Origin of the sequence: Xanthomonas sp. NCPPB 2866 (assembly GCF_041475745.2) — a bacterium.
GTDB classification, from domain to species: Bacteria; Pseudomonadota; Gammaproteobacteria; order Xanthomonadales; family Xanthomonadaceae; genus Xanthomonas; species Xanthomonas arboricola.
In genome coordinates, this window is record NZ_CM192975.1 from 4,157,416 (window position 1) to 4,177,662 (window position 20,247).

Annotated in this window: 21 protein-coding genes; 10 read left to right on the forward strand and 11 right to left on the reverse strand. The window is 66.2% G+C overall.

Annotated features, from left to right (window positions below):
• Positions 1–95: 95 nt before the first annotated feature.
• The 3 genes from ACCQ04_RS17575 to ACCQ04_RS17585 all read right to left on the reverse strand — a co-directional run bounded on the left by ACCQ04_RS17575 (position 96) and on the right by ACCQ04_RS17585 (position 2,960).
• Positions 96–2,129, reverse strand: a complete 2,034-nt coding sequence (locus ACCQ04_RS17575) for a hybrid sensor histidine kinase/response regulator (protein ID WP_372358792.1) — start codon at positions 2,127–2,129, stop codon at positions 96–98.
• A 107-nt stretch (positions 2,130–2,236) separates the two neighbouring features.
• A complete protein-coding gene (locus ACCQ04_RS17580) occupies positions 2,237–2,527 on the reverse strand; it encodes a hypothetical protein (protein WP_016903448.1) in 291 nt (96 codons plus the stop codon).
• Positions 2,514–2,960 carry a hypothetical protein gene (locus ACCQ04_RS17585; RefSeq protein WP_024940280.1) on the reverse strand — a complete coding sequence of 149 codons (447 nt, stop codon included), beginning with the start codon at positions 2,958–2,960 and terminating at the stop codon, positions 2,514–2,516. The genes ACCQ04_RS17580 and ACCQ04_RS17585 overlap by 14 nt, the downstream gene beginning before the upstream one ends.
• A gap of 249 nt (positions 2,961–3,209) precedes the next feature.
• Between ACCQ04_RS17585 and ACCQ04_RS17590 the strand changes: the two genes are divergently transcribed.
• Positions 3,210–3,785, forward strand: a complete 576-nt coding sequence (locus tag ACCQ04_RS17590; RefSeq protein ID WP_024940281.1) for a DUF3016 domain-containing protein — start codon at positions 3,210–3,212, stop codon at positions 3,783–3,785.
• A gap of 150 nt (positions 3,786–3,935) precedes the next feature.
• Here the strand turns inward: ACCQ04_RS17590 and alr are convergent, their stop codons facing one another.
• Together alr and ACCQ04_RS17600 are read right to left on the reverse strand one after the other, a co-directional pair.
• Positions 3,936–5,036 (reverse strand): alanine racemase, encoded by a 1,101-nt coding sequence (gene alr / locus ACCQ04_RS17595; protein ID WP_226427503.1) that lies wholly within the window; start codon positions 5,034–5,036, stop codon positions 3,936–3,938.
• The gene (locus ACCQ04_RS17600; protein ID WP_039525213.1) at positions 5,036–6,325 is read right to left on the reverse strand and encodes a D-amino acid dehydrogenase; all 1,290 of its coding nucleotides are present in this window, start codon (positions 6,323–6,325) and stop codon (positions 5,036–5,038) included. The genes alr and ACCQ04_RS17600 overlap by 1 nt, the downstream gene beginning before the upstream one ends.
• A 148-nt stretch (positions 6,326–6,473) precedes the next feature.
• On the opposite strand from ACCQ04_RS17600, the gene ACCQ04_RS17605 reads away from it, so the two are divergent.
• Positions 6,474–6,953 (forward strand): Lrp/AsnC ligand binding domain-containing protein, encoded by a 480-nt coding sequence (locus tag ACCQ04_RS17605; RefSeq protein ID WP_024940284.1) that lies wholly within the window; start codon positions 6,474–6,476, stop codon positions 6,951–6,953.
• A gap of 39 nt (positions 6,954–6,992) precedes the next feature.
• On the opposite strand, the gene ACCQ04_RS17610 is transcribed toward ACCQ04_RS17605, so the two are convergent.
• Positions 6,993–7,424: a hypothetical protein gene (locus tag ACCQ04_RS17610; RefSeq protein WP_226427584.1), complete on the reverse strand. Its 432-nt coding sequence runs from the start codon at positions 7,422–7,424 to the stop codon at positions 6,993–6,995.
• 350 nt (positions 7,425–7,774) lie between these two features.
• On the opposite strand from ACCQ04_RS17610, the gene msrB reads away from it, so the two are divergent.
• The 5 genes from msrB (at position 7,775) to ACCQ04_RS17635 (ending at position 12,036) form a co-directional block, all read left to right on the forward strand.
• On the forward strand, positions 7,775–8,239 hold the full coding sequence (gene msrB / locus ACCQ04_RS17615; RefSeq protein WP_046344500.1) for a peptide-methionine (R)-S-oxide reductase MsrB: 465 nt from the start codon (positions 7,775–7,777) through the stop codon (positions 8,237–8,239).
• A gap of 403 nt (positions 8,240–8,642) precedes the next feature.
• The gene (gene motA / locus ACCQ04_RS17620; protein WP_024940287.1) at positions 8,643–9,497 is read left to right on the forward strand and encodes a flagellar motor stator protein MotA; all 855 of its coding nucleotides are present in this window, start codon (positions 8,643–8,645) and stop codon (positions 9,495–9,497) included.
• 10 nt (positions 9,498–9,507) lie between these two features.
• A complete protein-coding gene (gene motB / locus ACCQ04_RS17625) occupies positions 9,508–10,704 on the forward strand; it encodes a flagellar motor protein MotB (protein ID WP_226427504.1) in 1,197 nt (398 codons plus the stop codon).
• 452 nt (positions 10,705–11,156) lie between these two features.
• The gene (locus tag ACCQ04_RS17630; protein WP_104567930.1) at positions 11,157–11,741 is read left to right on the forward strand and encodes a hypothetical protein; all 585 of its coding nucleotides are present in this window, start codon (positions 11,157–11,159) and stop codon (positions 11,739–11,741) included.
• 10 nt (positions 11,742–11,751) lie between these two features.
• Positions 11,752–12,036 (forward strand): DUF4031 domain-containing protein, encoded by a 285-nt coding sequence (locus ACCQ04_RS17635; RefSeq protein ID WP_024940290.1) that lies wholly within the window; start codon positions 11,752–11,754, stop codon positions 12,034–12,036.
• A gap of 795 nt (positions 12,037–12,831) precedes the next feature.
• Here the strand turns inward: ACCQ04_RS17635 and ACCQ04_RS17640 are convergent.
• On the reverse strand, positions 12,832–13,383 hold the full coding sequence (locus ACCQ04_RS17640; RefSeq protein ID WP_024940705.1) for a DUF6630 family protein: 552 nt from the start codon (positions 13,381–13,383) through the stop codon (positions 12,832–12,834).
• A gap of 163 nt (positions 13,384–13,546) precedes the next feature.
• On the opposite strand from ACCQ04_RS17640, the gene ACCQ04_RS17645 reads away from it, so the two are divergent.
• Entirely contained in the window at positions 13,547–13,813 is a 267-nt protein-coding gene (locus ACCQ04_RS17645) for a DUF3297 family protein (protein WP_046344507.1), read from the forward strand.
• A gap of 390 nt (positions 13,814–14,203) precedes the next feature.
• Here the strand turns inward: ACCQ04_RS17645 and ACCQ04_RS17650 are convergent, their stop codons facing one another.
• The 4 genes from ACCQ04_RS17650 to ACCQ04_RS17665 form a co-directional block, all read right to left on the reverse strand.
• The gene (locus tag ACCQ04_RS17650) at positions 14,204–14,965 is read right to left on the reverse strand and encodes an ABC transporter permease (RefSeq protein WP_054593061.1); all 762 of its coding nucleotides are present in this window, start codon (positions 14,963–14,965) and stop codon (positions 14,204–14,206) included.
• A complete protein-coding gene (locus ACCQ04_RS17655; RefSeq protein WP_054593062.1) occupies positions 14,962–15,906 on the reverse strand; it encodes an ABC transporter ATP-binding protein in 945 nt (314 codons plus the stop codon). Before ACCQ04_RS17655 ends, ACCQ04_RS17650 begins: the two co-directional genes overlap by 4 nt.
• A 278-nt stretch (positions 15,907–16,184) precedes the next feature.
• Positions 16,185–17,822, reverse strand: coding sequence for a Na+/H+ antiporter (locus ACCQ04_RS17660; protein WP_016900897.1), 1,638 nt, complete (start codon positions 17,820–17,822; stop codon positions 16,185–16,187).
• 278 nt (positions 17,823–18,100) lie between these two features.
• Positions 18,101–18,748, reverse strand: coding sequence for a hypothetical protein (locus tag ACCQ04_RS17665; RefSeq protein ID WP_226427505.1), 648 nt, complete (start codon positions 18,746–18,748; stop codon positions 18,101–18,103).
• A 346-nt stretch (positions 18,749–19,094) separates the two neighbouring features.
• Between ACCQ04_RS17665 and ACCQ04_RS17670 the strand changes: the two genes are divergently transcribed.
• Positions 19,095–19,289, forward strand: coding sequence for a hypothetical protein (locus tag ACCQ04_RS17670; RefSeq protein WP_115042717.1), 195 nt, complete (start codon positions 19,095–19,097; stop codon positions 19,287–19,289).
• Positions 19,290–19,370: 81 nt separating this feature from the next.
• On the forward strand, positions 19,371–19,928 hold the full coding sequence (locus tag ACCQ04_RS17675) for a fasciclin domain-containing protein (RefSeq protein WP_016900899.1): 558 nt from the start codon (positions 19,371–19,373) through the stop codon (positions 19,926–19,928).
• Positions 19,929–20,247 lie beyond the last annotated feature (319 nt).

The window sequence follows — 20,247 nt, forward strand, 5'->3', positions numbered from 1 at the left end:
GCTAGGCCATCGGCCGTGAAAGAGGCAGTAAACAGCCTCTTTCACCCGTGCTTGTCAGCCGGAGCGGCGGCGCGACATCGGCGCCGCCTGCCGTCTCACTCCACCGATTCGCGCGCGGCACGCACCGCGGTGACCAGTTGGGCGACGCTGTAGGGCTTGGCCAGATGCTCCTGGAAACCGGAGTCCAGCGCGCGCTTGCGATCGTCGTCGCGTGCCAGCGCGGTCACTGCCACGGCCGGCAGTGCCGCCGCGTCCAGCCCCATGTTCTCGCGCACGGTGCGGATCAGCCCGTAGCCGTCCATGCCCGGCATGCCGATGTCGGTCAGCATCAGGTCGAAGCGTGCATGGCCGCGGTGATCGATCAATGCCAGCGCATCGGTGGCGCTGCCGGCGGTGACCACTTCGGCGCCCTGCTCTTCCAGCAGGCGGCGCAGGTAATCGAGCATGTCCGGCTGGTCTTCCACCGCCAGCAGGCGCAAGCCATTGAGCGCGCGCGCTTCGATGATCTGTTCGGACATCAAGCGCCGTCGCAGCTCGCGCCGCGGACGCCTGGCCTGATCGGGAATATGCTCGGGCAGGCGCACCGTGAAGGTGGCGCCCTTGCCGCGACCGCCGCTGGTGGCGCTGACCTGGCCGCCATGCATTTCCACCAGCTGCTGCACGATCGCCAGGCCCAGGCCCAGCCCACCATGCTGGCGCGTGGTGGTGCCATCGGCCTGGCGGAAGCGGCCGAACAGATGCGGCAGGAACTCCGCTGCGATGCCGTCGCCCGAATCGCGTATCGCGACCAGCAGGTGGCCGTCGTCGCGTTCGATGGTGACGTCGATACGGCCATGCGCCGGGGTGAACTTGATCGCGTTGGACAGCAGATTCCACAGCACCTGCTGCAGCCGCGTGGCATCGCCCAGCACCAGGCACGGCGTGGACGGGGCATGCACCTCCAGCACCTGGTCCTTGCCTTCGGCAGCCAGCTCCTGGGTGTTCAGGGCCTCGCGCACCTGTTCGACCAGATCCAGCGACTCGACCTCCAGCTGCACCTTGCCCAGCAACATGCTGCTGAGGTCGAGCATGTCCGAGATCAGGCGTTTCTGCGCACGGGCACTGCTGGCGATCACCGACAGGCCCTTGTAATTGGGATGACCTTCTTCGACCCGCTGCAGCAGCAGCTCGCTCCAGCCCAGGATGGTGGTCAGCGGCGTGCGCAACTCATGCGACAAGGTGGCCAGGAACTCGTCCTTCAGCCGCGCCATGCTCTCGGCTTCGTTGCGTGCGCTGCGCTCGGATTCGAGCAGCTGCTCGCGTGCCAGTTCGATCTCGCGTTGTTCGGTCACGTCCGGGCTGCTGCCGGCCAGGCCGATGAAACGCCCGTCGGCCGAATAGCGCGGCGTGGCGGTCATTTCGATCCAGCGCCACTGCCCGTCGTGGCGGCGCGCGCGCACCAGTGCGTGCAGGCCGCGCTGTTCTTCCAATGCGGTGGCCAGTTCGAACTGAAAGATCGACAGGTCGTCCGGATGCAGCAACTCGCTCCAGGCCGACACCGTGCCGCTGGAAATGTCGATGCCGAAAAATTCGCCATAGGCACTGTTGACGAAGCGCACCACGCCTTGCGCGTCCAGTACCCAGACCGGCATCGGCAGGCCGTCGGCCAGGGCGCTGAAACGTGCCTCGCTCTCGGCCAGCTCACGCTCCACCCGCTTGCGCTCGGTGATGTCCATGAACAACACTGCAACCCGCGCCTGCTCCGGCTGCCCGACCCGGAACGCATCCACCGAGTACCAGCGGCGCAATGCCTTGGCCTGCATTTCGAAGTGGATGCGGTTACCGGTGCGGGCGACATGGCCGTAGCGGTCGAACCATTCCTGTTCGTGATCGACCAGCATGCCGCGAATGGAGACATTCAATACATTGGATAGACCGGTGTAGCGCTCGAATGCGCCATTGGTCATCCGGATCAGGTAATCGACGGCCTTGTCGCCATCGAACACCATATCGATGACGCAAAACCCTGCGTCCAGATTATGGAAGATCTCGTGATACATCCCCGGGTCGAGGAAGGACTCGGCGAGGGCTGCCGGGTGGCTGGTGGCCAGATCGGGGCTGGTGGTCGAGGTGCTCAAATCGGGATCCAGGGGTGGTGCCAGGGCGGATGACGGGCAGATGAAACCACGCCCGGTGTCGTCAGCGGGTGCACAGCCGGCCGACCCGGTTCACGCGCGTGCCGCCGGCTCCCCAGGGATCACCACAGCAGCGCCGCGCACAGCGCGATGCATGCCGCCAGCACCACGATCCCGGCAATCACGCCGCGAAACACCCACTCGCCCTCGCGGCGCAACTGCTCGTCCATCCAGCGCTGCGCTTCTTCGCGCCAAGCGGTGGAACGCGCGTACTCGGCGTCCAGCAACAGCAACCGCACCCGCGACAGGCCGAGTTTGGCGCATTCGCTGCGGCAGCGCTCGCTAAAACCATCCTCGCCGGTGGCGACCTGTGCGCCCAGCGGCAACTGCAGTTCGAGTTCATGCCTGGACATAACGGGGGCGCTCCTGATCAAGCTCGTGTTCCAGCGCCATCCGCGCCAGTTGGGTGTAATTGGCGCGCGGGCCCTGGCCGCGGCCGGTGAGCATTCCCTGGTAATCCAGGTCCTGCCAGACCCGCCCGGTCCACTCGACGCAATCCTCGGCAATCACCAGCATCAGCGAATAGCGGTACTCCAGCCCGTTGGCGGCGGTGTAGGCGTAGACCGGCGGGAACTGCACCGCCACATCGCCCTGCCGCGCCAGCGCGGCCAGGTGCTCGCGCAAGGCATCACGCGGCGAGGCTCCCGGCTCCAGGCGCAGCGTGCGCGTGGCCAGATCCAGATCCACATCGCTTTGCAGGGCGACGAAGGCGGCGGCCCCGGTGGCGGGGTTGTGGCCGTGCTGCTTCGCCCAGTCGATGAACTGCAGGCGCACGTCCGACGGCATGTGTGCCGGCGCCGAAGAGGCTGACTTTGTGCGGAAAGAGTGGGTGTCCATGCTGGCGATCTTCCGGGCTGCGCCGTGAAGCGCAGGCGCAGGCGCGGTGAACCCGCCGTCATGGCGCCAGCGCTGCGGATTAACCGCGTGGCAATGGCCGGCAAGCCCTTTCGTGGCAAGCGTTGCCGGCACGCAGACGCGCCCCCACACTGCAAGGACGCCCGGTACGTTCCCGTACCTTCCGCTTGGAGACTTTCCATGAAACGTTCCAGCCTTTGCGGCGCCAGCCTGTTGCTGGCAGGACTGCTCGCGGCAACCGGCGCGCAGGCACGTGTACGCAACGTCACCGACCCGCAGGCGCCGCGCGCGCTGACCGGCGACGGCAAGGTCGATGTGCGCTGGACCGACCCGGCGCAGTTTTCCGAAGTGCGCTTCAGCGGCAACCGTTGGGAAGCGCAGCGCGGCGACTGGGTGACCCAGCTGGCGACCTATTTCCAGCAGAGCGCCGCGCGCAAGCTGCCCGACGGCCAGCGCCTGAGCGTGACCATCACCGACATCCGCCGCGCCGGCCAGTACGAGCCCTGGCACGGGCCGCGCATGCAGGACGTGCGCATCGTCAAGGACATCTACCCGCCGCGCCTGAGCTTCAACTACACGCTGACCGGCGCCGATGGCCAGGTGATCGACCAGGGCGAACGCAAGCTGGTGGATTCGGCGTTTCTGATGAGCGGCCCGCGCCTGACCGACAGCGATCCGCTGCGCTTCGAAAAGGCGATGATCGACGACTGGGTGCGCAAGCAGTTCCGCGGTGACCGGAGTACCGCCGGGTTGTAAGCAGCCGCTTCAAGCCCCTCTCCCGTCGGCAGAGGGGGTTGGGGTGAGGGCACGGAGCGAAGCCCACGCGTTGTTTCAAGTGCATGTGGCTTCGCACGTCCCCTCATCCGCCCCTTCGGGGCACCTTCTCCCGATGGGAGAAGGAACACCTCACCGCGTGACTCCCTCGCCCACTGCCGCCTCACCCACATACGTCCGCGGCACGCGCTTGAGTCCACACAGCAGTTGATACGCGCTGACATTGCACTGTGTCGCCAACGGGGAGACCCGCGGCGCATCGCCCCACAGCTGCACTGGCGCACCGATGTCGGCCTGCGGGTGCTCGGTGAGATCCACCGTCAGCATGTCCATCGAAACACGCCCGATCAGCGGGCAGACCTGTCCATCCACCAGCACCGGGGTGCCGTTGGGGGCAAACTGCGGATAGCCGTCGGCATAACCGGCCGCCACCACGCCGACGCGGGTGGGCCGCTCGGCGACGAAGCGGGCGCCGTACCCCACCGGCTCGCCGGCCGGCAGCTCGCGTACGGAGATGATGCGCGAGCGCAGCGTCATCACCGGGCGTAGTTGCGCGGTGGTGTCGGTGTCCTGCGGGAACGGGTTTGCGCCGTACAGCATCAGCCCCGGACGCGACCAATCGTTACGCAGCGCCGGCCAGCCGAGCAGGCCGGGCGAATTGCGCAGGCTGGTTTCGGCCTGCATGCCGCCTGCAGTGAGTGCGAACGCCACCGCCTGCTCGTCGGTGCGGCTGCACTCCAGCTCGTCGGCGCGCGCCAGATGGGTCATCAACACCAGCGAGGCGATCTGCGGCAGCCCGCGCAGACGCAACCACGCCGCACGAAAGTCTTCCGGCGACAGGCCCAGCCGATGCATGCCGCTGTCCAGCTTCAGCCATACCCGCAACGGACGCGGCCTCTGGAACTCGGCCAGCGCGCGCACCTGCTGCGGCGTGGCCACCACCGTCCACAGATCATGCTCGGCAATCAGGCGCAGTTCGTCGTGTTCGAAGAACCCTTCCAGCAGCAGGATCGGCGCACGGATGCCGGCCTGACGCAGCTCCAGCGCTTCTTCGATGCAGGCCACCGCAAAGCCGTCGGCCTCGCCGTCCAGCGCCTGCGCGCAGCGCACCGCGCCATGGCCGTAGGCATCGGCCTTGACCACCGCCAGGGCCTTGCTGCCGCCCAGGCGCTTGGCCAGGCGGTAGTTGTGACGCAATGCGTCCAGGTCGATCAACGCTTGCGCAGGACGCACTACGCGGCCTCCTGCTGCGCGCGGGCGCTGCGTGGCGACAGGTAACGGAAGATGTCCAGGCCTTCGCTATCGATGTCGGGCGTGCGGCCCTGCATCAGGTCGGCCAGATACCGGCCCGAGCCGCAGGCCATGGTCCAGCCCAGGGTGCCGTGGCCGGTATTGAGGAACAGGTTGGCATACGGCGTGGCACCGACCACCGGCGTGCCGTCCGGCGTGGCCGGGCGCAGGCCGGTCCAGAACTCGGCCTGGGCCAGATCGCCGGCGCCGGGGAACAGGTCGTTGACCACCATCTCCAGCGTGGCGCGGCGGCGCGGATTCAACGACAGGTCGAAGCCGGCCACCTCGGCCATGCCGCCGACGCGGATACGGTCGTCGAAGCGGGTCAGTGCGATCTTGTAGCTCTCGTCCAGCACCGTGGAGGTCGGCGCGCGCGCGGCATCCACGATCGGGATGGTCAGCGAATAGCCCTTGAGCGGATACACCGGCAGGTGCAGGCCGAGCGAGAGCAGCAGGTCGGCCGAATAGCTGCCCAGCGCCAGCACGTAGCGGTCGGCGGTCTCGATGCGGCCATCGATCTGCACGCCGGTGACGCGCCCGCCTGCGTGCTGCAGATGCTCGATCTGCTGCCCGTAGCGGAACTCCACCCCCGCCTGCGCGGCCAGTTCGGCCAGGCGCTGGGTGAACAGCCGGCAGTCGCCGGTCTGGTCCTCGGGCAGGCGCAGGGCGCCGGCCATTTGCGCGCCACCGCCGGCCAGGCCCGGTTCGAACTGGGCGATCTGCGCCGGGGTCAGCAGCTCGTAGGGCACGCCGTACTGGGCCAGCACCTCGATGTCCTGCGCGGCGGCATCCAGTTGCTGCTGGGTGCGAAACAGCTGGGTGGTACCGAGCTGACGGCCCTCGAACTCGATGCCGGTGCTGGCACGCAATGCGTTCAGGCAATCGCGGCTGTAGTCGGACATGCGCACCATGCGCGCCTTATTCACTGCATAGCGCTCGGCGGTGCAGTTGCGCAGCATCTGGCTGAGCCAGGCCAGCTGACGCAGGTCGCGGGTGGGCCGGATCGACAGCGGTGCATGCTGCTCGAACAGCCACTTCACCGCCTTGCCGGGCACACCGGGCGCGGCCCACGGCGAGGTGTAGCCGAACGACAGCTGGCCGGCATTGGCGTAGCTGGTTTCCAGCGCCGCCGCCGGCTGGCGGTCGACCACGGTGACCTCGCAACCGGCCTGTGCCAGATACCAGGCCGTGGTGGTGCCGATGACGCCACTACCGAGAATGAGCACCCGCATGTCGTTCTCCTGGAAAGGGTATTCCCCCACAACCAGGCGCTGAGGGGGACAGTTAGACGCAGTATATTGCGAGCCAGGCAGTGCCATTTCTGGAATCAGCCCGCCTTGGCAGTGAATCCTCCTGTCAAACCCTGCAGAGACAGACCCGATGACGACCCGCACCCGCGAGCTGGACAAGATCGACCGCAAGATCCTGCGCATCCTGCAGCAGGAGGGGCGGATTTCCTTTACCGAACTGGGCGAGCGGGTGGGCCTGTCGACCACGCCCTGCACCGAGCGCGTGCGCCGGCTGGAGCGCGATGGCGCCATCACCGGCTACTACGCGCGGCTGGACCCGCATTATCTCAAGGCCAGCCTGCTGGTGTTCGTGGAGATCAGCCTGGCCTACAAGTCCGGCGACATCTTCGAGGAGTTCCGGCGCGCCGCGCTCAAGCTGCCCAACGTCCTGGAATGCCATCTGGTCTCGGGCGATTTCGACTACCTGCTCAAGGCGCGCATCAGCGAGATGGCCTCCTATCGCAAGCTGCTCGGCAGCACCTTGCTGACCATGCCGCATGTGCGCGAGTCCAAGAGCTACATCGTGATGGAAGAGGTCAAGGAGACGCTGGCGTTGCCGATCGAGGGCTGAGATTTGGGATTCGGGAGTGGGGATTGGTAACGGCGTGGGTCAGCGCACCACGCGCATGCCGTCACCGGCCGGGACCGCGTCGTAATAGCGCCCGGTCTTGGTATCCAGCACGCGGTTGGCGCCGGCCGGCTGCATGCCCTGCAGCAAGCGGCCATTGCGGTCGTAGACCATCGGCGCACTGGCCGGCGCAACCTGGCTGCCGGCCGGCGCCACCGGCGTCTGGGCCGGGCCACGGGTCGGGATGGTGGGCGCGGACGGGCGCTGGCCGAGCTGCGATGGCACCGGAGCCGTAGCCGGCGCGGGCTGCACTGCGCGCGGCGCGGTCAGCGTGGGCTGGGCGGGCGTCGGGCTGGTGATCGGCTGCAGGGTATTGGACGAGCGTGTGCTGGTGGCCGATTGCGCCGCCGCAGCGCCGGCGGCAGCCAGCAGGCCGCACAGCAGCAGGCCGCGCATTGAAGAAGAGATCACCATGACGGACACCGTGCTTGATCGAGAAGTACTCACTGGATGGGGGCGCCTGCGTGCTGCGGCAATACGCGGGATCGGCTGCGGGATGAACGCGTTCGCCAGATGAGCGCCGCGCGAAAGGCACTTCCCGCTCCCATCGGGACAAGCTGGCGCGCAGTGCCGGATGGGGGTGCGTGAAGCCTGGCAATCAGTACTGCGTCGTGGCTTCGCCGCCGTAACCTCACCCCAACTCCCACTCCGCGCCCCGGCCTGCGCCAGCGGCGCTTGGTCCCGGCACGCTTGAACCACGCCGACAGCGCCCACATCACGGGTGCAGGCGCGGCACCCTGCCAGCGCGCGCATGCGAGAACCCCATGAGCCAGTTCGATCTGACCCCTCCTTCCCCCGCCCAACGCGACGCACTGATCGCCGGGCTCAGCGACGAGGAACAGCGCGTGCTGCTGCACCATGGCACCGAAGCGCCGTTCTGCGGGGTGTTCCTGGACAACAAGCTCGACGGCGTCTACACCTGCCGCCTGTGCGGGTTGCCGTTGTTCCGCTCCAGCGCCAAGTTCGAATCCGGCACCGGCTGGCCGAGCTTCTTCGCCCCGTACGACACTGCCCATGTGCGCGAAATCCGTGACACCAGCTACGGCATGATCCGCACCGAGATCGTCTGCGCGCGCTGCGACAGCCACCTGGGCCACGTGTTCCCCGACGGCCCGCCGCCGACCGGTGAACGCCACTGCCTGAACTCGGTCTCGCTGGGCTTTACCGAAAACGGCCAGGCCCTGCCCAACCCCTTGCAGCGCGCAGGCGCCGAGACGCAACCGGCCTGAGCCGACACATGCATCCGGCCCGGAGGGATTCCGTGCCGGATGCATGCCTGCAACACCTGCGCCCACTGGCAGGCGCTGCCGCATTGCCGACGCAATGCAGCGACCCCGACAAGGCGTCGAACCAACGCTGTAGCCAGGCGCGATTCACCTGAGCAAGGCTAGGTCACGATGAGCGTTGCAGGGATTGCTTGCAGTGGGCATCCGCGCCGCAAAGCCCTTCAATCAAGGGCTGGAACGGCCTGAGCGCACCTGGCGCAAGTAACGACAGCGCCGCAACCTGCCGCGTGAAGATGCGATCCACCGAGCGATCGTTCAGTTACACCGCACACCTTCACGCCGTGCGCTTCAAGAATCCGCCGCGCAAGCCGAAACAACAGCAACCCTGTTTGCTTTTGGCTGCGCCATGCTCATCATCATCGGCTTCATCGTCGTCATCGTCAGTGTCCTCGGCGGCTATGTGCTGTCGCACGGCAAGCTGGGCGCGCTCTGGCAGCCGTACGAGCTGATGATCATCGGTGGCGCGGCGTTCGGTGCGTTTCTGGTCAGCACGCCCGGCAAGATCGTCAAGGAGACCTTCAGCAGCATCCTGGGCGTGTTCAAGGGCCCGCAGTACAAGTCCGACGACTACAAGGACACCCTGAGCCTGATCTATGAGCTGCTCAACAAGGCGCGCCGCGATGGCTTCATGGCGCTGGAAGATCACGTCGAAAAACCGCAGGACAGCACCATCTTCGGCAACTACCCCAAGGTGGTCGCCGACCATCACCTGCTGGACTTCATCACCGACTGCCTGCGCCTGATGATCGGCAGCAACATCGAGCCGCACGAGCTGGAGCCGTTGCTCGAGCTGGAGCTGGAAAAACATCACCACGAGGCGCTGGCGCCCTCGCATGCGCTGAGCAAGGTGTCCGACGGCCTGCCCGGCTTCGGCATCGTGGCGGCCGTGCTCGGCATCGTGATCACCATGGGTTCGATCGGCGGGCCGATCGAGGAGATCGGCCACCACGTCGGCGCCGCCCTGGTCGGCACCTTCCTGGGCATTTTGCTGGCCTATGGCTTCGTCGCACCGCTGGCCGCGGCGATGGAAGCGCGCGCCGAGCAGGACGGGCGCATGTACGAGGCGGTCAAGACCGCGCTGCTGGCCTGCCTGCGTGGCTACAACCCGAAGATTGCGCTGGAATTCGCGCGCAAGACGCTGCCCTCCAACGTGCGTCCGAGCTTTGCGGATTTCGAAACGCACCTGAAGACGATCAAGTAGGACCGCGGTCATGGCCGAGGGCAAATCCACCGTCGTCATCCGACGGGTCAAGAAGGTGCAGGGCGGCGGCCATCATGGCGGCGCCTGGAAGGTGGCGTTTGCCGACTTCGTGACCGCGATGATGGCGTTCTTCCTGGTGCTGTGGCTGATGGCCGCCACCACCAAGGAGCAGCGCGCGGCGATCTCGGAATACTTCCGCAATCCCAGCCCGTTGTCGGGCAAGTCGCCGGCCCCCTCGCCGGGCATGAATGGCCCTGGCGGCGCCAGCACCTCGATGATCAAGCTCGGCGGCACCGCCGATATGGCCAAGGGGCAGAAGGACGAGATGGGCCGCAAGCGCGACAACGCTGCCGACACCAACGAAGACAGCCGCGCCAGGGACAAGAAGCGCCTGGAAGCGCTGATGCAGGACCTGAAAGAGGCCATCGACAAGAGCCAGGCGCTGGAGCCGTTCAAGGACCAGTTGCTGCTCGACCTCACCCCGGACGGCCTGCGCATCCAGATCGTGGACAAGCAGAACCGGCCGATGTTCGACATGGGCCGCGACCAGCTCAAGCCGTACACCGTGGCAATCCTGCGCGAGCTGTCCAGCTTCATCAACCAGGTGCCCAACCACATCAGCATCACCGGCCACACCGACACCACCGCCTACAGCAGCGATACCGGTTACACCAACTGGGAACTCAGCGCCGACCGCGCCAATGCCGCGCGCCGTGCGCTGGTGGGCGGCGGCATGGACGATGCCAAGGTCACCCGCGTGGTGGGGCTGTCCTCGTCGGTGCTGTTCGACAAGACCGACCCGCAGAACCCGATCAACCGCCGCATCAGCATCGTGGTGATGACCCAGGATGCCGAACAGGCCGCGCTGGCCGGCGCCGGCCAGGGCATTGCGCTGGGCAAGCCCACCCACGATGCCGACACCCATGTGCCGGATCTGAGTGCCGCAGCAACCGCCACCACGGCGGTGGGGACCCCGGCCGCGCTGCCTGCGGCAGGACCCAGCGCTGCTGCGCCGACGGGCGGACCTGCGGCTGCGGCCAGCGCCACATCGCCCCCTGCAGCGCCTCCGGCCACCAGCGCTGCGCCGGCGGCACCGCGCGTCTCCACGCGCAGCCAGGTGGCTTCGGCCACCGCACTGGCCAAGGCTGCCGAAGCCGCCGTGGCCGCACCGCGCACTGCGGTCAGCGAAGTACCCGCGCGGCGCTGACGGCGGCTGCGGGAACTTGGCCTGAAGAGCTGTCTTGCGGTTTTTGGCGTTCCTGGCGGTTGCTGGCTGCGGCCACAGCTACGGCTACGGCAGACGGCAGACGGCAGACGGCACGTTGTCGTGCATGTCGAATCCGATGTGCATGCCGAACTTGATGCGCATGTCGGATCTGGTCGCCCTGCGGGCTGCTTGTCGGGCTTGCTGGGCTTTTAGAGCTTGTCGTCCTGAATTCCGATCCTGACCGGAAATCGCGCGTTGGCGCTCCGACAGACCCGCGGTGCCAGCCGCTGCAGCCTGTCCGACATATCGGCGTCAGCGGCCTTCGGAGCGCTGGAAGCGCCGACAGCAGCATCGTCCGGCGCGGCCGGCGTTCATCGGCCTGGCGGCGGCACCCGAGCCGGGTCACGCGCAAGCGCCTAGAATGGTCGGCCATTCCCAGCGTCGAGAACACCGTGTCCCGCAATTCCAAGGCCAAGCGCGACAAGCGCAAGAAGTCCCAACCCAAGCGCCCGATCGTCCGTCTGGGCCAGGCGCCGCAGATCGCCAACCATGCCGTGCTGCAGGATGCCGACGGCCGCGTGGTCGCTGCGATCGGCTTGCAAAACGGCAGCGAATGGCTGCTGTCGATCGGCGGCCAGACCATGGGCAGCGCCGACAACCCGGTGCCGATGCTGGCCATGCTCAAGCACCTGGCCAATCTGCAGGAGAAGGAAGGCAAGACCATCTCGCTGGAATACTCCACCCAGCTGCAGCAGATGATCGACGACCTGGCCGCCGAAGACGGCAAGACCGCCGAGGAATACCTGACCACGCTGGTGTCCGAGTTCGAGAACAGCGACGCTGAAGGCGACGACGGCGAAGCCGAAGCCGCAGACGCCGAGGCAGGCGATGCCCCGGCAGATGCCGATGCGGACACCGATGCCGATGCTGATGCCAGCGCCGAAGACGCCGCTGCCGACACCGCAGGCGACGCGTCGCAGGACGACGCCGACGACGCAACCGACGGCGGCAAGAAGAAGAAGGGCAAGAAGGCCTAAGGGCCTGCCCGTGGCCGTCTACGTCGACGATGCGGTGCATCCGTGGCGCGAGCAGCGCTGGGCGCACCTGCTCGGCGATACGCTGGACGAGCTGCATGCAATGGCGGCGCGGCTGGGCATTCCCCGCCGCGCCTTCCAGAACAAACTCAGCGGCGCGCACTACGATGTGTCCGCAACGCTACGCGCCGAAGCGATCGCGCTCGGTGCCATTGCGATCTCCCGTCACACCGACCGCGCCCTGCTCAAGGCCTTGATCGCCAACGCGCGTGCACAGGCGCGCGGCGAGGCGCCTTGAGGCGGGGATTGGGGAGTCGGGGTTGGGGAGTCGTAACGGCGATCGCCACAACCTGATTGGCGGCACGCCGTTGTAGGAGCGCGCCCGAGCGCGAGGAGCCGTCCCGGTAACGCCCGTCGCGCGCAGGCACGCTCCTACGTGGCAATTGCTGGGCCGTTCATGCGTCCTGGCCTGGAGGCCTGCAACTTCCAGCACCCATGATGACGGCATTCCTCTGCACATGACGGCACGCCGTTGTAGGAGCGCGCCTGAGCGCGAGGAGCTGTCGCGGTAATGCCCGATCGCGCGCGGGCACGCTCCTACGTGGCAAGCGTTGGCCCGTTCATGCGTCCTGGCCTGGAGGCCTGCAACTTCCAGCACCCATGATGACGGCATCCCTCTGCACATGACGGCACGCCGTTGTAGGAGCGCGCCTGAGCGCGAGGAGCTGTCCCGGTAATGCCCGATCGCGCGCGGGCACGCTCCTACGTGGCAAGCGCGGGCCCCTTCATGCGTCCTGGCCTGGAGGCCTGCAACTTCCAGCACCCATGATGACGACATCCCTCTGCACATGACGGCGCGCCGTTGTAGGAGCGCGCCTGAGCGCGAGGAGCTGTCCCGGTAATGCCCGATCGCGCGCAGGCACGCTCCTACGTGGCAATCGCCGGGCTGTGGACCATGCCTGCGCGGCAGACCTTAGTGGCCACCAGGCGCTTGGCATGCTGCTGCGGCAGCACGCACCACCGCGGCTCGGCACAACCACACCCACAGATCGCTCCTACGATTCCCGAATCCCAATTCCCGAATCCCGGCCCCTCAGAACGCCTCATTCCCCAGCCGCACTTCCACCCCCAACAGCGAGGTCAGCGCCAGCATGGCGTCGTCGTCGCGGCTGAGCGCGATCCAGCCGGCATAGGCGTCGCCGCCGGTGTTCCAGTTCCACAGCGAGTAGCCGTGCTCGCGCAGACGATCGAAGGCCACCGCCATCAGGTCGGGCACACTCAGATCGCTGGAAAACTCCTCGTCATCCAGGTCGCCGCCCCAGTCGATGCGCAGGTTCCAGCGCGCGCTGAGTTCGTCGATGGCGGCAATGAACGCGTCGGTGTCCTTCCAGTCCACGAAAAAGCCCGAGCGCCAGTCGATCGCATCCTTCAAGGCCCACAACCAGGCATCGTCGCCCTCGTCGTCGTCCAGGTCGGCCTGCGCCTCGCGCCAGGTATCGAACTGGCCCAGGGCGGTGTCTTCGTCGCCGGGATTGATCAGCACCAGCAGATTCCACACCCGCGCCGGGTGGTCGTCGACATCGTCTTCGTCGCCTTCGGGCTGCAGGCCTTCGTCGTCTTCGTAATCGGCGCTGTTATCGGGCATGGCGGTCTGGTTCCAGGAGTGCAGGCGTGAAGTGTGAGGCCTGGCGGGGCGCAAGCAAACCTCCCAGCGCGTGCGCAGGCAGCGCCGGGGCTGATCTTCGCGGCGCGGGCCCGTATCCTGTGCGGCCGAAGACGGCCATCCCGGCCGCCATGACGCCTTTCCCATGAGCGATACCCCTCCCGATCATCTGGCCATCGATGCACGCAGCCCGTTCCACAATGCCGATGCGCTCGGCCGCGGCGTCGGCGTGCGCTTCAACGGTGTCGAACGCGACAACGTGGAGGAGTATTCGGTCAGCGAAGGCTGGATCAAGGTGCAGGTCGGCAAGGCCCGCGACCGTCGCGGCAACCCGATGACGATGAAGATCAAGGGTGAGGTGGTGGCCTACTTCCTGGACACCAAGAGCGACGCCAAGCCTGCTGCCGAATAAGAGCGGCTGACACCACCACGTCACGCCGGGCTACTGCAGGCCGGCTGCCCTGCGCCGTGGCTGCAGGGCCCTGGCCCGCCCACCTCGCGGGGCACGCTGCAAGTACGTCCTTGTCAGCGCTGGCGACTGCGAGAGGGCGAGGACCATCGGAGGTGGTCGTTTCGTTGCGCAGAGCTTTCAATAAAGCAGTCGGCAAACTCTCTGGAGTGGCGCCCTCGCCGATTGCGAGACCGTGGGACGGCATGGATGCGGCTACCGAGTCCCCAGGGCCGGGTTCACGGCGCGTCCCGCGAGCGGCAAGGGCGCCGCGCACTCGCCCCAGTCAACGTTGACCCGGACTGCCGACGGCATCCACCAGGGTGCGGCCGACCAAACCACTGCCGTCACCACTCACGCCTTGAGCCGGTAACCGCTGCGGAAGATTGCCGCCACCACGCCCAGGCACACCAGCAGGAACAGGAAAGTCATGCCGGTGCTCACCGCGATGTGCACGTCGGCCTTGCCGTAGAAACTCCAGCGGAACCCGCTGATCAGGTACACCACCGGGTTGAACAGGGTGACCTTCTGCCATAGCGGCGGCAGCATGTTGATCGAGTAGAAACTGCCACCCAGGAAGGTCAGCGGCGTCACCACCATCAGCGGGATCACCTGCAGTTTTTCGAAGCCGTCGGCCCAGATGCCGATGATGAAACCGAACAGGCTGAAGGTCAGCGCGGTGAGCACCAGAAAGCCCAGCATCCACAGCGGATGCGCGATCTCGTAAGGCACGAACAGCCGCGCGGTGAGCAGGATCAGCAAGCCCAGCAACACCGACTTGGTGGCCGCCGCGCCCACATAGCCGATCACGATCTCCCACCAGGCCACCGGCGCCGACAGCACCTCGTAGATGGTGCCGGCCCAGCGCGGCATGTAGATGCCGAACGAGGCGTTGGAAATGCTCTCGTTGAGCAGGGACAGCATCACCAGCCCGGGAATGATGAAGGCGCCGTAGCTGACGCCGTCGATGTCACCCATGCGCGAGCCGATCGCCGCGCCGAACACCACGAAATACAGCGAGGTCGACAACACCGGCGAGGCGATCGACTGGGTCAGCGTGCGGAAGGCGCGCGCCATTTCAAAGCGGTAGATCGCCGCAATCGCATGCCGGTTCATGCGCGCACCTCCACGTTGCGGGCGCCATGCACCAGGTTGACGAAGATCTCCTCCAGCGAACTCTCGCTGGAATGCAGGTCCTTGAAGTCGATGCCCTGCTCGTTGAGCCGGCGCAGCAACGCACCGATACCGGTCTGCTCGGCCTGGGTGTCGAAGGTGTAGACCAGGCTGTTGCCGTCGGCCGACAGCTCCAGCGGCAGATCGGCCAAAGCGGCCGGGATGGCCTGCAGCGGTGCCTGCAGGCTCAGCGTGAGCTGCTTCTTGCCGAGCTTGCGCATCAGCGTGTGCTTGTCTTCCACCAGCACCAGCTCGCCGCGATTGATCACCCCGACCCGGTCGGCCATGTCTTCGGCTTCCTCGATGTAATGGGTGGTCAGGATCACCGTGGTGCCCTGCTCGCGCAGCCTGCGCACCATCTGCCACATGTCGTGACGCAGCTCCACGTCCACGCCTGCGGTGGGTTCGTCCAGAAACAGGATGCGCGGCTCGTGCGCCAGCGCCTTGGCGATCAGCACGCGCCGCTTCATGCCGCCGGACAGCGTGGAAATCTTGTTGTGGCGCTTGTCCCACAGCGAGAGCTCGCGCAGCACCGTTTCCAGATACGCCGCATTGGCCGGCTTGCCGAACAGCCCGCGACTGAAGCGCACGGTGGCCCAGACGGTTTCGAACGCGTCGGTGGCCAGCTCCTGCGGCACCAGGCCGATGCTGGCACGCGCGGCGCGGTAATCGCGCACGATGTCGTGGCCATCGGCCAGCACGGTGCCGGTGCTGGGGTTGATCAGCCCGCAAATGATGCTGATCAGCGTGGTCTTGCCGGCGCCGTTGGGACCGAGCAGCGCGAAGATCTCGCCGCGCCGGATCTGAAGGTCTACCTGCTTGAGCGCCTGAAAACCGCCAGCGTAGGTCTTGCTCAATCCCTGGATGGAAACGATTGGAGTCATGTCTTCTGCACTGGAGCGATCAGCCGCACAGGGTAGGCCGTGCGCCATGAAGATGGGAGAAGTGCGGATGGAATGGTGTCTTCCGGCGCGCGCCGGGAAGCCTCAGCGAACTGGACCGCGTACGCCTGCTGCGCCTGTTAGTCGGCGCATCTCCGTAGGAGCGCGCCTGAGCGCGATGGGGCTTTCCCGCCAACGCCCCATCGCGCCCAGGTGCGCTCCTACCCGAACACGGCAACCGCTGCTGCTCCTGCGATTCCCCACTCCCGATTCCCGCGCGCTCACGCCCGCTTGCGCGACTCGATCAGGTCCAGATTGCGCACCAGCCGGCGCGACAGGTCGTCGGAAATCTCGCGGCGCCTGGCCAGCTTGAACAGCTCGTTGCGCTCGGCCACCAGCGCGGCATGGCGGAACTGGCGCAGCGCCTGTTCGTAGGCACCGGCCTCTTCCGGATCGGTCTCGGCCATGTCCACTGCACCCAGCTTGCGCTGATAACGCTGGCTGACCTGATTGGCGGCGGCGTTGTAGCGCTCGGCATGCTTGCTGCCGTCCACCAGCCGCTGACGCAGTTTTTCCACCGCTTCCAGCGCCGCCTGCGAGGCCGCCTTCACCGCCAGGTCTTCCTTGAGCTGCTCGTCTTCCTCCTCGGGCAATTCCAGCCCGCGCAGCAGCCGCGGCAAGGCCACGCTGGCCACCAGCAGCGACACCAGGATCACCGAGGCGGCCAGGAAGATCGCCAGCTGGCGGGCCGGAAACGGCGAGCCGTCTTCCAGCATCAACGGCAGCGTGAGCACGCCGGCCAGGGTGATCGCACCGCGCACGCCGGCCAGCGAGACCGCCACCACGATGCGCCATGGCGGGCTGACATGCTGCTCGCCGCGCCACTGCGCCTTGAAGATGTTCCAGCGCAGCGACAGGAACACCCACACGAAGCGCAATGCCATCAGGCTGGCGCTGATGGTGGCCACGTACACCGCCAGCCACCACGGATTGAGGTGCCCGGCCTCCTGCACGCTGCGCACCGCCCCGTCCAGGATGCCCGGCAACTGTTCGCCGAGCAGCACGAAGATGATGCCATTGAAGGTGAACTGCACCGTGTCCCACACCGCCGAGCGCTGCAGCCGCATGTTGCCCGGCGCGTTGCCGGCCATTTCCACGTAACTCATGGTGACGCCGGCGGCCACTGCGGCCAGGATGCCGGAAGCATGGAAGGCCTCGGCCAGCAGATAGGCCGCGAACGGGGTCAGCAGATTGACCAGGATCGCCGAACCCGGCTCCTCGCCGAAGTGGCGCCAGATCCAGGCCTGGATGCGGCTCAGGCCAAACGTGGTGGCCACGCCCAGCGCCAAGCCGGCCAATGCCACCCACAGGAAGGTCAGCGAGGCGGTGGCGAGCGAGAAGCTGCCGGTCAGTACCGCGGCCACCGCGAACTGGAAGCACACCAGCCCGGAGGCATCGTTGAGCAGGGACTCGCCTTCCAGGATGTGCATCAGCCGCTTGGGGATCGACACCTTGGAGGCGATCGAGGACACCGCCACCGGATCGGTCGGCGAGATGATCGCCGCCAGCGCGAAGGCCACCGCTAGCGGCATCGCCGGGATCAGCCAATGGATCAGCAGGCCCGCACCGATCACGGTGAACACCACCAGACCCAGTGCCAGCTCGAGGATGGCCGCCTTATCGCGGAACAGGCCTTGTTTGGGAATGCGCCAACCATCCAGGAACAGCAGCGGCGGCAGGAACAACAGGAAGAACAGCTCCGGTTCCAGCTCGTGCCCGGCATCGAACACACCCGAAACCACCGCGCCAAGCGCAATCTGGACCAACGGCAGGGGCAACGAGAACGGCAGGATGCGGATCAGATAACCGCTGGCCGCGACCGCCAGCAACATGGCGAGGACGACATCGATCGAATGCATGGAAAACCCGGAAGAAGAAACGGTGCGCGCGTGCGGCATCGCATAGTGCAACGCACCATCACGCGCCTACGGAAACATACCGGTTTGCATCCGGCGATGAAACCTTTGCGCCACCTCGCCCGGCTTGCCGTTCGTTGCGGCAGATCTGCCATCGGGGCCCGTCAATGTCACACCGTTGCCGACTCGGGTCGGCGCGGCGCCGTTGGATACGCCAGCGAATGGACGCGCGCGCTCTGTTGCGGGAGCGCCCTGCCAGGCAGTTCACCGACAGACTGCAATCAGCTATGGCGAACGTGCCGCTTCGCATGCGGGGACGATTGCCGCGTGGTCTCGACCGGGACGATGAAGGTCGCTTGCTGCAGTTGCAGCCTGGAGTCGTAGTGACTCACCACCACCTTGACTACCTTGGGCTTTTTCCGGAAGGCATACGGCCACTGCGCGCCGACCATCTGCTGGCCGATCTTCTGGCCGTTGGCGTCTTCCACGAGTTTGAGGTGCACCGGGTAATTGCCTGCGCCGCCGTTGTCCGCATCGTTGGCATCGACCACATCGATATGGGCTTTTGAAAACGCCAGCGTCGACGGCCCGCCACCCTTGTCGTTGGCGCTGTCATCGAACCCGATGTTCCTGTAGCTGTAACTCACCAGCAGCACCTGCGTAGGCCGCCAGGACCCACCGCCATCGTCATGGATGTTCACCTTGGCCGGGCGAACGGCATCGATAGTGAACTGCCACTCGCCCGGAACAATCCATTGCTGCCCTGGCCGATAGGCTTCACTGGACGGAGCAAGGGCCTTTGTTGGCGTTGGCGTTGGCGTCGAAGCCGGCGCTGCGGCCGAGACCTGCGTCATGCCGCACACCATCACGCTTGCAGCCAGGCATGCTGCCAGTGCCAGCCGCGTGCATTGGGTTTTTTTCTGTGTCATCTAGCTACAACCTTTCTGCGTGATTCGGTGAATTGCGTTGGCCGCAAATGCGGAGCCAGCCTGCAAGGTTCAGGGTCATTATCTGCACTCCACGCTAGCTGAGATAAGTGCAGCCGGTGGCGCGAGGTTACATGACACAAGCAGCAGATCACTGCCGTCATCATGCTACAGCGTTGCTTATTTAGTCCGGCTTCACCCACGAACTTATGTAGCAAAAACCACCTGATATTCACGCATTCGATAATCAGGTTGCAGGACTAAAGATAATCTTGCCTAACTTCTTCGCGCTTGCTGGTAACTGTCGTCAGCAACGCATTGAACCTTGCCTGCACTGGCTGCGCATCGCATGGACGGCGGCAAGTCGATCGCGTCCTGTCTGCAATGGCACCTCGACCTGCATCGCTTCGGTTTCGACCACCGGCACATGCCTGGGTTGCAGCTGCCGCCCGAGCCCAGCGAGCGCAACAGGCTGTGTCGACGTCTGCGTTATGACGATCTCGAGCAACGCGGTGCCAGGTACGCCCGTGTAAAAACCGCGTGATGCATCCGCGCTGCATCTACCCGCGTATCCAGCACTACGATTGCCATCCAGGCAGTCGCTTACCCAAAGGATCGATGCCTCATGAAGACCTCATTCCAGTCGCTTGCCATTGCCACCGCCATTGCCCTGACCAGCGCCATGGCCCCCGCTTACGCCGCATCGAACCCGACCGTGGGCGGTGCGCCGATGCTGGTGACCAAGGACATCGTCGACAACGCCGTCAACTCCAAGGACCACACCACCCTGGTCGCCGCGGTCAAGGCCGCCGGCCTGGTCGACACACTGAAGGGGCCGGGCCCGTTCACCGTGTTTGCCCCGACCAACGCCGCATTCGCCGCCCTGCCGGCCGGCACGGTGGAAACGCTGCTCAAGCCCGAATCGAAGCCTACGCTGACCAAGGTGCTGACCTATCACGTGGTACCGGGCAAGGTCGACGCCGCATCGCTGATCGCCAAGATCAAGGCCGGCGGCGGCAGCGCCTCGCTGACCACCGTGCAGGGCGAGGCGTTGACCGCAAAGCTCAACGGCAAGAAGGTCACCATCACCGATGCCAAGGGCAACACCGCCAACGTCACCATTGCCGATGTCATGCAGAGCAATGGCGTGATCCACGTGGTCGACAAGGTGTTGATGCCGTAACGGCAGCTCGCTGCCTGACGCAGGCAGTCGCAGGCGCGTGACCTGCATCGGCGGAACGCAGCCAGGTTCCGTCGATGGGTCGACGACGAATTACGCACGCCAGCAACGTTCAGAGCAGCTGCATTGCCGCAAGCACTCGGGTAGGCGTGGACGCTGCGCTCGACACCGGCAGGTACGGGTGGTACATGCCGATGTCGAACACCGCGCCTGCCTGACCACCCTGCAGCAATCCTGTTTGTCGCTCTTGCCTGAAGTGGTTGGCCGCCTTGAAGTGATTGGCCGCGCTGGCGTTGCCCTACAACGCCGGCGCATCAGCTGC